This is a genomic window from Acinetobacter sichuanensis (genome assembly GCF_003024515.2).
Lineage (GTDB): Bacteria > Pseudomonadota > Gammaproteobacteria > Pseudomonadales > Moraxellaceae > Acinetobacter > Acinetobacter sichuanensis.
Genome location: NZ_PYIX02000013.1, coordinates 57,239 through 71,519 on the forward strand (window position 1 = coordinate 57,239; position 14,281 = coordinate 71,519).

A 14,281-nucleotide genomic window follows, 5' to 3' on the forward strand; every position below is an offset into this window, starting at 1 on the left:
CTCAAAAGGCGATTAACGCCTACTCGCTTTATTTATCTTTTGTACATTGCCAATTATACTCTAGCTCTGTTAATTCTTAGATTAAATTATGACGCAAACCAGTAATACGATACGACAAAGCCACCAAATGGCGAACAAACACAAAATTTTTAATACAAAAATGTTGTTACTTTCTGCCGTCATCGTTTGCGGTTTACCAGCATGTAATACTTTACCTAAACAGCAAATTACACATCCTGTTTATGCCAAAGATACCGACACTACAGCAACCACATTATCTAAAATTGTCAGCCCACTCAAAACTGCAAACCCAGATTTAACAGGTTTCCATATACTCTATGATCCTTTTGATGCAATAGCAGCACGTATACATCTGATTGATAAGGCAGAAAAAACCTTAGATTTACAATATTATATTTGGGACAATGACAAAATCGGCTCATTGGCACTGTATAAAATCATTCAAGCTGCGGACAGAGGCGTTAAAGTTCGTCTATTAATCGATGATAATAACGCTAAAAATATGGAAGCGGTCTATTTAGCCTTAGATCAACATGCGAATATTGATGTAAAATTATTTAATCCTTATCATTTTCGTTCATTCCGTCCTTTTGAAATGGTGATTGACCTTAAACGAATCAATCGTCGTATGCATAATAAAACCTTCACTGCTGATCAACAAATCAGTTTGATTGGTGGGCGAAATATGAGTAATCAATATTATAATATAAGTGATAATTATCAGTTTTCTGATGTTGATGTCATGTTAGTTGGTCAAGCTGTTGAAGATATTAACCATTCTTTCGATGAATATTGGAACAATGATTATGCTTTTCCTGTACGTGACATTGTGAGCCATCAAAAATATACCTTACGTTATGAAGGCTTAAAGCAACAACTTACCGAACATTATCAAGAAATTACCACTCAAAATTATATGAATCTCAGTTCGCATTCAAATGATTTTGAAAATTGGTTAAATCAACATATTCAACTTGATTGGGTGAAAGCCGAAGTTATTAAAGATTCTCCTGAAAAAATAAAATCTAAAGCAAAAAAAGAAGAACATTTAAACTTTCAGATGATCACGCATTTAGCAAAACCTGAGCAAAGTGTAGATTTAGTTTCTGCCTACTTTGTTCCCCAAAAAGAAGGTGAAGAGCGCCTGATCGAACTGGCACAAAGTGGTGTGCAAGTTCGAGTATTAACCAACTCATTCAAAGCCAATGATATCGCGTTAGTCCATGCTTTTTATGCTAAATATCGAGAAAATTTACTCAAAAATGGCGTGGAATTATACGAGTTTTTACCTGCAATTCCTGAGGATCAACTCGATGAAAATATCAAAGAATTGTCTAAACAAACTAAAATTAGTCTAAAAGGTTTAAGCCGCTCAAGTTTGCATGCCAAACTTATGGCACTTGATGATAAACAAGTGTTTATTGGCTCTTTTAATTTTGACCCTCGCTCAGCAAACTTAAATACTGAAATAGGCGTCATTTTAAATAGTGAACCTTTAGCGAAGACAGTACATACCACCATGGACAAAAATCTTACACGCTATGCTTATAAATTGGTTTTAGATTCACAAGAAAAAATCAATTGGATTCGCACAACGCCTACAGAAATCCGTACGATTCGTAAAGAACCTAAAATGAAATGGTGGCAAAAAGCAGGGGTAAAATTTATTTCTTGGCTGCCTATTGAAGGCTTCATGTAAATGACTAAACAGGTGAATAAAACCCTTATTCACCTGATAAAATTCATTAGAGCTTTACGGTTTTAGAACCTCTGCTTGTAATTGCATTAAGCCATCTTGCATTTTTTGTTGAACCAATTTGGTTAATGTATCTACAGTATGCCCTTCCACTGAGATCGCAGGCAATGTTTTTAAATGTGCTGTCACTTTCGGCATTTCAAGAACAGCTTGCACATGTTCAGCAAAGGTCGCATTTCCAATAAATGGTGCAACTGTATCAAGCTTGCCCTCTTGATTAACATAACAAATCAAACAAATTTGCACAGGCTTTTGTGCTTCTAAAGCTGCACCTAAGATGCGACCATGTACTTTTTTAACTTTACTGCCATCTGTTGTCGTGGCTTCAGGGAAAAACAAAACAGGGACATCATGCGTTAAAAACTCAGCAATTTGTTCACGAATACGAATAGAATCACCTGAGCCACGTTGTATAAATAATGTCCCACCACCTTTTGCCAGTTTGCCCAGTACAGGCCAATGTTCTATTTCAGCTTTTGCCAAAAAAAATACTCGTGCAGCCGAGCCTAAAACAGCAACATCTAACCATGACACATGATTACTGACCCATAAAGCAGGTTCACGGGCAATATCGCCATGAATTTTTACATCAATATTAAAAACATCACACAAGCGGCGACAAAAATATTGTACATAACGTGTATTTTTTGGATTATTTGGGTCTTTATAGAGTTGATGACGAAAAACCAAATAAAAACCTTGGGAAATAGCCGTTGTGCCTAAAGCAACTTTTTTAGAGTATAAAAAAACTTTAGATAATGCGCTTAACTTCGCAGTTTTTGGGATTATTTCAGTTGATTGTGTCGAGTTTTGTGGAGACATAGACGCTCACTAAAGCAAATATTAATCAAATTAAACTTCTTTACCATTGTATACAGATATACAGAAAGTTGCATTGATCATATAAACACAACAATCAGACAACTAAAGCGCATTTTTTATATACATATATCCAGATTAAAATAAATCAAATCGAATATAGGCAAAAAGAGAGATAATGATCACATGCAAATTCATAAAAACATCCATATTTCTGAATACCTTAGCATTAAAATACCTTTCAACAAACTCCTCGGCTATGTCATTTTATACTGCGGCAGCCTTGTTCTCACCTCTAAAATATTTATTGCAATTCTTTGACAATAACTACATTTTTCATAAAAATTTACATTAGAATGGAGCTTTATCTATTTATTTGAGAGTTTAAATATCTGTGGAATATTTTGATCGATATCAAGGTGGCGAACGTGCCATATTAGTCAGCGTTAATGTTCAACTTTTAGATGATATTGATACCGAAGAATTTCGATTATTAGCCAAATCCGCAGGTGCTGATATTTTAGAGCATCTTAGTGCCCAACGAATTAAACCAGATCCAAAACTTTTTATCGGTTCAGGTAAAGCTGAAGAAATTGCAGAATACGTCCAGAGTTTAGAAGCAGAGCTCGTTATTTTTGACCATGCTTTATCCCCTGCCCAAGAACGTAATTTAGAAAAAATCTTAAAATGCCGTGTCATAGACCGTACAGGTTTAATCTTAGATATCTTTGCTCAACGAGCGCGTACTCATGAAGGTAAATTACAAGTTGAACTTGCCCAGCTTGAACATTTATCTACACGTTTAGTCCGTGGATGGACGCACTTAGAACGCCAAAAAGGGGGGATCGGGCTACGTGGTCCAGGTGAATCACAACTTGAAACAGACCGTCGTTTACTCCGTATTCGTATGGGTCAATTAAAAGATAAGCTCGAAAAAGTGCGTCAAACACGTCTACAAGGTCGTGCAGCTCGTCAAAAAGCGGCTGTTCCAACGGTATCTTTGGTTGGCTACACCAATGCTGGAAAATCGACTTTATTTAATATTTTGGCAGACTCAGAAGTCTATGCAGCCGATCAACTATTTGCCACACTTGACCCAACCTTACGCCGTTTAAACTGGGACGGCATCGGGGCTTTAGTTCTTGCTGATACTGTTGGTTTTGTGCGTAATCTTCCTCATTCTTTAGTCGAATCCTTTAAAGCGACTTTAGAGGAAACCTTAGAGGCAACATTACTCCTTCATGTGATTGACTCTAGTAGTCCAGACATGATGGAACAGATTGATGCGGTGGAAAGTGTACTGAAGGAAATTGGTGCCAATGTTCCTACCCTACGTGTTTATAATAAAATTGATCAATCAGGTGAAGAAGCGAAGATTATTTATGATAAACCGCACCGACCAGGTCGAGTTTATGTTTCTGCACACTCCAAGCAAGGTCTTGATTTATTAAAAAAAGCTGTCCAAGAATGCTTAATGGGACAGATTCAAAGTTTCCAAGTACACCTAAAACCTGAATATGGAAAATTACGCACTCAACTCTATGCATTAAATGTTATTCAGTCTGAACATTATGATGATGAAGGTAATCTAGATTTATTGGTGACGATGGCACCACATAAACTTGAACAGCTCATTAAACAAGCACATTTACCGATTGATCAAATCCTCGGTGAGAAAGCACAACAGTTTAAAAGACCTTTAGAAGAATTTGAAATTAAACGCTGAATGGGTTAAAACGTGAAATATAAATTTAATTGATTAAAAAATAGCATGAACTTGTTCAAAAAAATTGATTGGCAAGCATGGATCTTCACCATAGCTATGATTATTTTCTTTCGTGAAGCTTCTGTATGGATCATGGGGCAACTCAATCATCCTGAGCTAGGAAATTTAACAGGTTTACTCAGCCTTTTGATTGTCTTGGTCATTTGGCGTAAATTCAAAAAAATTCCACCTCGCTTGGTTGATACCAACAATAAACTGATGAAAGAAAGTGGATTTGCTTTTTTACCTATTTGTGCAGGTTCATTATTGATGCTCGTCAATATGGGCAAAGAAATTCCATTATTTTTAGTCATTATGTTTGTCAGTACACTTATTCCGCTTTGGGTTTATGCCAAAATGGCAAAAAAATGGTTATAGGGAGTCAATTATGTTTAGTGTCTTAACAGGCTTCCTCATTACCCTTGTGGCTTATTTGGCAGCTAAACCTGTCAATAAACGCTTTCCACAAGTACCACTTTTAGTGATTGGCATGTTCTTTGTCATTGGAATTTTAATGCTCTTTAAAATTCCTTATGAACAATACAATACACAAATGAATACGATTTTTAGTCATTTATTAGGCTATGTTACCGTGGCTCTTGCGATTCCTTTGGCTGCAATGCGTTATGATGATTTACCCATCAAATCGGTAGTCAGTATTTTAGTTTTTGCGAGTATAAGTGCGGTAGCTCTACCAATGAGTTTGGCGTATTTACTGCATATGTCAGAACCCACCATCATGGCATTTGCAACACGTGCGGTGACTACACCTATTGCGATTAATATTGCAACGCTATTACATTCACCAATTTCCTTAGTGATCTTAATTGTCATCTTGTCGGGTGTTATTGGTGCTGCATTTTCATCAATCATCCTTAGAAATATCAATGATGAACGTGCATCAGGCTTAGCCTTAGGACTAGCAGCACATGCGATTGGTACTGCACAAGCTTGGCAACGTGGTGCAGTTGCAGGGCGTTACGCTGCTTTTGGTATGGCAGTTAATGCGGTATTTACTGCCATTTGGTTACCGACATTTATTCTTTTTATTAAATAACAAATTATTCTTCATTTGAGATGGTGTTTAGATCTCATCTCAAATGAATTTTTATTCTTATAAAAAAGCCTTGCAATAAATGTCACTTTTGAACAATTAATGTAAATAAAATCACATTTATTAAAAAATATTTGATAAAAAGCAATAAAAAATACACACTTACCGTTATTCAAAAGAAAGTTATACATTTTAAAAATTAAATTGAGAAAATGGCATGAGAAATTTATTTAAAACCATTGGGGCATCTACATTCGCATGTTTGAGTATGATGGTATCTGCGCAGGATATTACAGGTTCTTGGCAAACCATCGATGACAAAACAGGAGCGACCAAAGGAATTGTTGAAATCAAAAAAGAAAGCAATGGTACTTATTCTGGGGTCATTGTTCATATAACCCCACACATTGGTTATCAACCCAAAGAGTTTTGTATTAATTGCCCTGCACCTTATACCAATAAACCTATTTTAGGTATGAAAGCCATCACCGACTTAAAAGCAATCAATAATTACGAATATGAAAATGGTAAAATTTTAGACCCAAATATTGGTCGTATTTATAAATTAAAAGTCAAAATGTCACAAAATGGGACGAAACTCAATGTTCGAGGCTATTATGGCTTTTCGACGATTGGGCGGAACCAAACTTGGATTCGTATTAACCCAACTCAGCTACCACAAAGCAATTGATATTCATCATGTTTTTATTATTTAAAAATTAATACAATGAATATCTTATAACAAATCTGACAGTAAATTGCATTAAAAATAAGCGACCACTGCTCTCAAAACAAAGCCTTGACCATCGCTTGGTTTAATGTTTTATTTATTCGCTATGATACGTGATAACAAATCTTATCACAGGGAAAATAAGATGAAAATCCAAACTAAAATAGCAGTACTTCTTGTCGGATTATGGGCAAATACCAGCCTATTTGCACAAGATATCTCTGGTCTATGGCAACAAATTGATGACAAATCAGGGGAAAATAAAGCTCAGATTTTATTAAAAAAAGACAGTAATAATCTGTACACAGGCACCATTATTAAAATCAATCCTAGACCAGGATATACACCAAAACAACTATGTACTGACTGCCCAGCACCATATACAAATAAACCCATTCTTGGGATGAATATTATTACAGGTCTAAAATTCATCAAAGACAAAGATTATGATCAGGGGCAAATCCTTGATCCTGCAACAGGTAAAATCTATCAACTCAAAGCAAAACTTAACCAAAATGGCAAAATGTTAAGACTTAGAGGATATATTGGTGCTTCTGCATTAGGACGCAGCCAGACATGGATTCGTCTTGAATAACGCCCCAAGATCAAACCAACATCAATAATAAATTGTAAAATAATCCACAAGATGTTTTAAATCATTTGCCCCTCCTTCATCAAAGGAGGGAGATTTTTACAAATTTATCGCATCATTGGACTGAACTGACTGACATCAACAGCGTATGGATCTTTTTAAATAATAAAGACTTAAAAATCCAAAGGTACAGGATTATCAACCTTAAACATCGTTTGATCTTCTAAACGATACGCCAATAATTGATGTCCCCATACACAACCACCGTCAACATTTTGAATATGTGGGTTAATGGTTTTGCCTTGTAACGCAGCCCAATGTCCAAACACAAGCTGATGGCTTTGTGCCGCTTTAGATGGATATTCAAACCATGGCTTAAAACCTTCAGGCATTGGTTCGTCCAAAGCATCTTTAAAAGAAAATTCTAAACGTCCTTCTGCATCAGCCAAACGCATACGCGTCAAATAATTGGTAATGCAACGTAAACGTGCATTGCCTTGTAAATCATCTGACCAAAGATCTGGTTCTGAACCATACATTTTTTTTAGGAATGTATCGAGTATCTCAAAATCATCATTTGCCAATACAGCTTCAACTTCTTGAGCGAGTTTTGCCGTTTGTGCTACATCCCAAATCGCAGGAATACCTGCATGAGTTAGAACGGTCTGCTCATTAGGAAATAAACATAGCGGTTGTCGACGTAACCATTCTATTAGGTCATCACTTTCAAGTGCATGAATCACATCATCTATGCGGTCTTTATCCTTGAGTTTTTTAATGCCACGTGCAACTGCCAATAAGTTGAGATCATGATTCCCCAAAACCGTAGCAGCAGCCCCACGTTCACAAAGCTTTTTGATGAAACGAATTGCACCAACTGAGTTTTCACCACGTGCAACCAAATCACCTGCAAACCAGATAAAGTCCTGATCTGAATCAAACTGAATCTCTTTCAGTAAGGCTTTTAAGGCTTCAAAACAGCCCTGAACATCACCAATCACATAGTTATATCGAGTTGCACGGGTCATCAGTTAAGCCACCATTTGATCTGACAATGCGACAAATTGCGCCAAAGTTAAGGTTTCAGGACGTGCCATTGGGTCTACACCTGCATTTTCAAAACCATCTTCTGCCAACATGCCTTTTAAGCTATTACGTAAAGTTTTACGGCGCTGAGTAAAGACATGTGAAACCAGACGTGCTAAAGCTTTTTCATTTTTAGCAACAATCGGTTTAGTCGCATAAGGTTCCAAACGGAACACCGCAGAGGTGACTTTTGGCGGTGGGTTAAATGAACCAGGAGGTACTTCAAATAAAAATGTTGGCTTACAGAAATATTGAATCATCACAGACAGACGACCATATTCCTTAGTATTCGGTGATGCAGTGATACGATCCACCACTTCTTTTTGCAGCATAAAGTGCATGTCTTTAACTTTGTCACCAAATTCCAAGAGGTGAAAAAGTAACGGTGTAGAAATATTATAAGGTAAATTTCCGACCACACGTAAAGGACGATTTTCCTGAAAAAGTTCAGTAAAATCATATTTTAAAGCATCTGTTTCAATAATGGTCAAACGCTCAGGATGTGGTACACGTCCAGGTAAACCTGCTGCCAAATCACGGTCTAACTCAACCACGGTTAAAGCCTCACACTCACCAATCAATGGTGAAGTCAGTGCAGCCAGACCTGGTCCAATTTCAACGATATTGTCACCTGAACGCGGTGCAACAGAACGTACAATTTTGGCAATCACACGTTGGTCATGTAAAAAGTTTTGTCCAAAACGCTTACGCGTGTGATGCCCTTCGTCTTTGGGGTTTAAGGCATTAATTTGATACATAAAACATTTCCAACATGAGAGTAGTGATAAAAAATAGTGAAGAATGAGCGATTAAATTCAAACTAAAAGTTCTGAAAATATGGCATAAATGATGCCAAAACGCCGATTAAATGCTTCACCTAAGCCTGAATATTTTAACACAGGTCGACTTAGATCGTGATATATCCTGAAAAACTGTATGTGTATGTCGTCATTTTTTAGACCTATAACCATGAAAACCGCTCATCAATTATCTTATGATTCAAATATATAAAGTGATGATGATTCGACCTCTTCATTGAGTATGTTTTTATTGCCTTTCTACTCAGTTAGAATCTTCTTTTTATTATTTTCAAGACTTTAGCTTTCATCTATTGAAGAGGTCTATTTAAATAAAATAATTTATAGATTACGTGCCAACTCAAGCGCCAAATCTACCGCAACCTGCAAACTTGAACTTTTTGCTAACCCTGTACCTGCCAGACTGAGCGCAGTACCATGATCTACAGAAGTACGAATAAATGGCAGACCTAAAGTAATATTTATTGCCTCACCAAAACCTTGTGCCTTTAACACAGGTAAACCCTGATCGTGATACATTGCCAAAACTGCATCTGCATCTTTTAAATTTTCAGGAGTAAATAAAGTATCTGCTGGTAGACTTAAACTCATTTTGATGCCATCTGCCCTATAAGTTTCAAGCACAGGGTTAATGGTGTCTATTTCTTCATGCCCCAAATATCCACCCTCACCAGCATGTGGGTTTAAGCCGCAGACTAAAATATGAGGATGCTCAATTTTAAATTTAGTTTTTAAATCATGAATCAAGATGTCGATGACTTGATGCAAACGCGCTTTGGTAATGGCATCTGCAACATCACGTAAGGGTAAATGTGTCGTTGCCAATGCGACTCGTAAAGTTTTGGTCGCAAGCATCATCACCACACGTTCTACACCTGCAAATTCCTGATAATATTCGGTATGACCACTGAAATGGATACCTGCATCATTGATCACAGACTTTTGTACTGGTGCAGTTGCCACACCAACACTCTGTCCTTGCATCGCATAATAAGCTGAGCGACGTAATTGTTCTAATACATAAGCGGCATTATTTGGGTTCAGTTCACCTAAAACCACGTCTTCATATAAAGGAACATGTTCGACATAAAGTTGACCTTGTACAGAAGATGCTGTTTGCCCCATATATTCAATGATTTGAATATTCTTTTGAAGTATCTTGGCACGATCACGCAGCATATTGATATCTGCCAATACCACGATTGGTCGTTCATCAACACGACTTGTCAAACTCAAACAAATATCTGGACCAATGCCAGCAGGTTCACCACTAGTAATATATAAAGGACGCATGAAAAACTCTTGGTCGAAACTTGGTTTAAGTATACAACGACTATGCATCAAAGGTGCTGAAACTTAACCTCGTTTACGCTCATTTGAAAAGTACAACACATTGGCTAAATCTGGATACTTCCTGACTGATATTCAATAGGATTGAGATGATGAAACACATGACAAATAACATGAATGAGCAACACCACATTTTTTTGTAATTTCCAATAAAATATTTTTTTAAAACAATAGAAAATACAAATATGATGAGTAAAATGCCTCCCAACAACACTAAACCTGAATCATCAGTAGTGCTCTCAGGAACAATTTTTATATAGGAATGTGAGAATTTACATAAATATAGATTTAAAGCTAATGCCAAGATATATAAAAACACAAAAAAAGAGATGAACAACCAGCTAAATGTATGTAAAAACTGGCGAATTTCCGTAATATTCATTTGATAACATTTACTTTTGTTTTATGGGCTTACCTTAACATTTCTACCACTTCAACTCAAAATAATTCAACATTAAAAAGCTTGTTTCACATTGCAACCCAATATATTTATTCCACAATCCGAGAGAACTGCAATTTTTCAACAAAACAATAGTAGCCCCTCCATTTTTAGCAGAATATTTATTTTCAATGATTTTTGTTATTACTTAACCGTTTTTGTTTTTTTTGAAACATACATCACAATTCCAATATTTATTACAAAACTTTATGGCATTTTTCTAAACTAAACTTTGCTTTTTAAACAGACAACTAATATAATTCAGCACCTGAAATTCTATATTTCGATTGTGGATTCTTCAAGTTTCAGGTAGAATTCGCGCTCCTTTTGTTTGGACAGATTCCATAGTCCAAACCAACTATAATAGGTAGTGGTTTAATGAAAACTCTCAGCGCTAAGCCAGCTGAAGTTCAACACGACTGGTACGTTGTTGATGCTTCTGGCAAAACTTTAGGTCGCCTTGCGACTGAAATCGCTCGTCGTTTACGCGGTAAGCACAAAACTTCTTATACGCCTCACGTTGACACTGGTGACTACATCGTTGTTATCAATGCTGAGCAAGTTCAAGTGACTGGTAAAAAATCACTTGATAAGAAATACTATCGCCACACTGGTTTCCCTGGTGGTATCCGCGAAACTAACTTTGAAAAGTTAATCGCTCACAAACCTGAACTTGTTCTTGAAAAAGCAGTTAAAGGTATGTTACCAAAAGGTCCTCTTGGTTATGCAATGATCAAGAAAATGAAAGTGTATGCAGGTACTGAGCATCCACACGCTGCTCAACAGCCACAAGTTTTGGACATCTAAGGGATACAGCACATGGCTACTAATTATGGTACAGGTCGCCGTAAGACCGCAACTGCACGTGTTTTCTTGTCAGCTGGTACAGGCAAACTCGTAATCAACAACCGTACTCTTGAACAGTACTTCGGTCGTGAAACTGCTCGTATGGTTGTTAACCAACCACTTGAGCTTTTAGAAGCTACTGAAAAATATGACCTTTACATCACTGTTGCTGGTGGTGGTATCGGTGGTCAAGCTGGCGCTATCCGTCACGGTATTACTCGTGCATTGATCGCTGCTGACGAAACTTTAAAACCTGCTCTTCGTCAAGCTGGTTTCGTTACTCGTGATGCTCGTGAAGTTGAACGTAAGAAACTTGGTTTACGTAAAGCTCGTAAACGTCCTCAATTCTCTAAACGTTAATTCGTTTACCGAATCGGACAAAAAACCTCGGCTTTTGCCGAGGTTTTTTTATGGCTTAAATCATCTTTAAATCTATCAAAATTTGGTACACAAAGAGCCCTAAACTACAAAGCAAGCAAATTACGCCCAGAAAGATCATTATTTTACAGAATAGTTCTTTCCACCGATCTTGTGGATATTCCTCACCAAAATCGGCATCGGATTGGTATGCAGCAGTCAATGCAGTATAAAAACCAATACCCATAAAAACAACAGCAATAAAAAGAAAGATTTTTGACTCTATTAACATATATATCAATACTTTAGTTTATAAAATTATACATCAAACGATTTTATTCACGGTTCTATCAATGAATCATTTTGAGTAGGAGTATGACCTTTAAAGTCTACAGATTCTGTATAACAATCTTCTACATTTGGATCTTTATCACATGAAATAACAAGTTTACAATCATCATTTTCATTACAACGATCATCTCTAACAATAGTTGCAATACTGGTATCTTCAGGCAACTCCGTCATGATCAGTTCCGCTGTTATCATTGTTTGTTCATTCGATTCAGGACTTGCAAAACTTGCAGCACTCCATGTCAAAATAGAAATCATCACAAATATTTTATATTTTTCCACTTTATTCTCCATATTGAATTTTAAATACAATCAACCTTGCGCATATTTGGCGAAATAACATTGTTTCCGTGATTTTGCTGTCTAATTTTAGTATCCTATCCTATTCACGCAGCTCAGTTTTTGGAATATGAACCTCGAAAACACACAATTGCAAGGGATTACACTTTATAGTCATGCAGATGATTTTCGCTCGCATTGGGTACGGTTTGTCCTAACAGAGAAACAAATTAAACATAACTTGATTATTGTTGATGAGGACGATGAAGACTTAGCAAGCTTAAATCCATACAATCAACTGCCTATGCTCATTGAAAATGATGTAAAACTTTTTAATACTGCGATTATTTCTGAATATATTGATGATCGTTATCGTCAAAATAAACTTTATGCTGATGCGCCTGCACCTCGTGCCGAACAACGTCAATATATTTGGCGCTTTGAACAAGATTGGCTCAAACTTGCGGATATTATGTTGCGTCACGCTGACACACTTAATGTTGAAGCACAAAAAAAAGCACAGAAACAGTTAAAAGATACCTTAATTTCACTGACTCCACTTTTTCAGCATTTTCCTTATTTCATGTCTGAAAGCTTTACAATTTTAGATTGTATGTTGGCACCTATTTTTATACGGTTAAAGCAGATGGGAATTGAGTTACCCAAACAGCAATGCCGCCCAATTCACTTATATTGTCAACGTATTTTTAATCGTCCTAGCTTTCAAAAGTCGATGACACTTCAAGAAAAAAATCGTTTTCAAACCTTTTTAGCCAAAGAATAGAGCAATTTCTCATGTCTGAATCAGAACTTAATCTTAGCCCAACTCGCCCATATCTCGCTCGTGCAATATACGAATGGATTTGCGACAATAATCTCACCCCTTACCTACTTGTAGATGCAACTCAACCCTATACAGATGTTCCCACCCAGTTTATCCAAGATGGGCAAATTGTACTCAATATTGTGCCGCATGCTGTACACATGCTCAATATGAGCAATGAAGCCATTACTTTTTCAGCACGTTTTGGTGGTGTTTCTAAAGATATTTATGTACCAATCAATGCTGTTTTAGGTTTATATGCACGTGAAAATGGGCAAGGCTTGTTTTTTGATCCTGAAGAATATGCTAATGTTGAAACTCGTGAAGAAACTTCAGAATCAAACACAACAGAAGAAGTTGAAACACCAAAGAAAAAACCAACATTAAGACTTTTAGATTAAAAACGTTCATATAAAATAAGGAGAGCTACATGGCTTTTGATCTCGTACAATATTTTGCTGAGCAGATTAAGATCCAAAAGCCTCAGCTTCTCAACCAATATTCTCCTGATGAAAGAAGAACGTATTTACTTGAAATTAATGCTTTAACTTTAGGTAAACTCGTTAGCTTATGGAAACAAAATGAAAATGTGGTTTATCAGGAAATTCAACGTCTAGATCATTTATATGTTCAAGAGGTTGCCCGTCATTTAACAACTTCGCCGCATAATCGTTCTTGTTTAAATAAGACAGAGTTAGAACAAGTGATTATTGAGCTCTTAGAGTTTCAGTTAAAAGAAATCAAGCAGCTTGATGAAACAGGCAGTTTTGGTCAACGTGGTCTGCGTGAACTAATTTTAGGGCAAGTAGAACATTTGGCAGGTCATGCTGATGATTGGGTTTGGTTAACCAATGACCTAAAAGAGCTAAAAGGTTCTAAAACTATTGAGCAGGAACAGATATCATTAGATGAAACAATGAAGGAGTTTAATCTCATGGTCAATATGCAAAAAGAGCATACTCAAGCTGAACCTTTAGCCCTTGAACCAACTGCACAACTGAATCCAACTTGGGCAAAAATTTTTGAACCAATCGTTGCTCTTGTTGTACTTTGGATTTTGTTTGAAGCATTACAAAAAGTTTTTGCTTAAACTTAAGATTGTAGACTTTTTTAAAATCGTCTCTTTTAAGACAACTACATCAGGCTTAACCCGCTTTTTGTAGTTTTCTTTTTATATATTTCTGCAAAATAAATC

16 protein-coding genes are annotated in these 14,281 nt (G+C 36.4%); 11 read left to right on the forward strand and 5 right to left on the reverse strand.

Annotated elements, in window-relative coordinates; translation table 11 throughout:
* Positions 1 to 88 precede the first annotated feature (88 nt).
* Positions 89 to 1,720 carry a phospholipase D family protein gene (locus C9E89_RS09825; protein WP_107008123.1) on the forward strand — a complete coding sequence of 544 codons (1,632 nt, stop codon included), beginning with the start codon at positions 89 to 91 and terminating at the stop codon, positions 1,718 to 1,720.
* 54 nt (positions 1,721 to 1,774) lie between these two features.
* Here C9E89_RS09825 and C9E89_RS09830 read toward each other — a convergent pair whose 3' ends face one another.
* A complete protein-coding gene (locus C9E89_RS09830) occupies positions 1,775 to 2,599 on the reverse strand; it encodes a lysophospholipid acyltransferase family protein (RefSeq protein WP_107008122.1) in 825 nt (274 codons plus the stop codon).
* 391 nt (positions 2,600 to 2,990) lie between these two features.
* Between C9E89_RS09830 and hflX the strand changes: the two genes are divergently transcribed.
* The 5 genes from hflX (at position 2,991) to C9E89_RS09855 (ending at position 6,740) form a co-directional block, all read left to right on the forward strand.
* Positions 2,991 to 4,322 (forward strand): ribosome rescue GTPase HflX, encoded by a 1,332-nt coding sequence (gene hflX / locus C9E89_RS09835; protein ID WP_107008121.1) that lies wholly within the window; start codon positions 2,991 to 2,993, stop codon positions 4,320 to 4,322.
* Positions 4,323 to 4,367: 45 nt separating this feature from the next.
* Positions 4,368 to 4,739: a hypothetical protein gene (locus tag C9E89_RS09840; protein ID WP_107008120.1), complete on the forward strand. Its 372-nt coding sequence runs from the start codon at positions 4,368 to 4,370 to the stop codon at positions 4,737 to 4,739.
* 10 nt (positions 4,740 to 4,749) lie between these two features.
* Positions 4,750 to 5,418 carry an LrgB family protein gene (locus tag C9E89_RS09845; RefSeq protein WP_107008119.1) on the forward strand — a complete coding sequence of 223 codons (669 nt, stop codon included), beginning with the start codon at positions 4,750 to 4,752 and terminating at the stop codon, positions 5,416 to 5,418.
* A gap of 214 nt (positions 5,419 to 5,632) precedes the next feature.
* Positions 5,633 to 6,106 carry a DUF2147 domain-containing protein gene (locus C9E89_RS09850; protein WP_378227182.1) on the forward strand — a complete coding sequence of 158 codons (474 nt, stop codon included), beginning with the start codon at positions 5,633 to 5,635 and terminating at the stop codon, positions 6,104 to 6,106.
* A gap of 184 nt (positions 6,107 to 6,290) precedes the next feature.
* Positions 6,291 to 6,740, forward strand: coding sequence for a DUF2147 domain-containing protein (locus C9E89_RS09855; RefSeq protein WP_107008118.1), 450 nt, complete (start codon positions 6,291 to 6,293; stop codon positions 6,738 to 6,740).
* A 170-nt stretch (positions 6,741 to 6,910) separates the two neighbouring features.
* On the opposite strand, the gene C9E89_RS09860 is transcribed toward C9E89_RS09855, so the two are convergent.
* The 3 genes from C9E89_RS09860 to pdxA all read right to left on the reverse strand — a co-directional run bounded on the left by C9E89_RS09860 (position 6,911) and on the right by pdxA (position 9,934).
* On the reverse strand, positions 6,911 to 7,765 hold the full coding sequence (locus C9E89_RS09860) for a symmetrical bis(5'-nucleosyl)-tetraphosphatase (protein ID WP_107008117.1): 855 nt from the start codon (positions 7,763 to 7,765) through the stop codon (positions 6,911 to 6,913).
* 3 nt (positions 7,766 to 7,768) lie between these two features.
* Positions 7,769 to 8,581: a 16S rRNA (adenine(1518)-N(6)/adenine(1519)-N(6))-dimethyltransferase RsmA gene (gene rsmA, locus C9E89_RS09865; RefSeq protein ID WP_107008116.1), complete on the reverse strand. Its 813-nt coding sequence runs from the start codon at positions 8,579 to 8,581 to the stop codon at positions 7,769 to 7,771.
* A gap of 381 nt (positions 8,582 to 8,962) precedes the next feature.
* Positions 8,963 to 9,934 (reverse strand): 4-hydroxythreonine-4-phosphate dehydrogenase PdxA, encoded by a 972-nt coding sequence (pdxA, locus tag C9E89_RS09870; RefSeq protein WP_107008115.1) that lies wholly within the window; start codon positions 9,932 to 9,934, stop codon positions 8,963 to 8,965.
* Positions 9,935 to 10,808: 874 nt separating this feature from the next.
* On the opposite strand from pdxA, the gene rplM reads away from it, so the two are divergent.
* Together rplM and rpsI are read left to right on the forward strand one after the other, a co-directional pair.
* On the forward strand, positions 10,809 to 11,237 hold the full coding sequence (rplM, locus tag C9E89_RS09875; protein ID WP_107008114.1) for a 50S ribosomal protein L13: 429 nt from the start codon (positions 10,809 to 10,811) through the stop codon (positions 11,235 to 11,237).
* 12 nt (positions 11,238 to 11,249) lie between these two features.
* Positions 11,250 to 11,636 carry a 30S ribosomal protein S9 gene (gene rpsI, locus C9E89_RS09880; RefSeq protein WP_107008113.1) on the forward strand — a complete coding sequence of 129 codons (387 nt, stop codon included), beginning with the start codon at positions 11,250 to 11,252 and terminating at the stop codon, positions 11,634 to 11,636.
* A gap of 336 nt (positions 11,637 to 11,972) precedes the next feature.
* Here the strand turns inward: rpsI and C9E89_RS09890 are convergent, their stop codons facing one another.
* Positions 11,973 to 12,266 carry a hypothetical protein gene (locus C9E89_RS09890; protein WP_107008111.1) on the reverse strand — a complete coding sequence of 98 codons (294 nt, stop codon included), beginning with the start codon at positions 12,264 to 12,266 and terminating at the stop codon, positions 11,973 to 11,975.
* Between the two features lie 127 nt (positions 12,267 to 12,393).
* Here C9E89_RS09890 and C9E89_RS09895 point away from each other — a divergent pair, with 127 nt between their 5' ends.
* The 3 genes from C9E89_RS09895 to C9E89_RS09905 are packed head-to-tail and all read left to right on the forward strand — an operon-like array spanning position 12,394 to position 14,176.
* Positions 12,394 to 13,047: a glutathione S-transferase N-terminal domain-containing protein gene (locus tag C9E89_RS09895; protein WP_107008110.1), complete on the forward strand. Its 654-nt coding sequence runs from the start codon at positions 12,394 to 12,396 to the stop codon at positions 13,045 to 13,047.
* Between the two features lie 11 nt (positions 13,048 to 13,058).
* Positions 13,059 to 13,487 (forward strand): ClpXP protease specificity-enhancing factor, encoded by a 429-nt coding sequence (locus C9E89_RS09900; protein ID WP_107008109.1) that lies wholly within the window; start codon positions 13,059 to 13,061, stop codon positions 13,485 to 13,487.
* A 29-nt stretch (positions 13,488 to 13,516) separates the two neighbouring features.
* Complete coding sequence (locus C9E89_RS09905; RefSeq protein WP_107008108.1) at positions 13,517 to 14,176, forward strand: hypothetical protein; 660 nt, start codon at positions 13,517 to 13,519, stop codon at positions 14,174 to 14,176.
* The last annotated feature ends 105 nt before the right edge of the window (positions 14,177 to 14,281 follow it).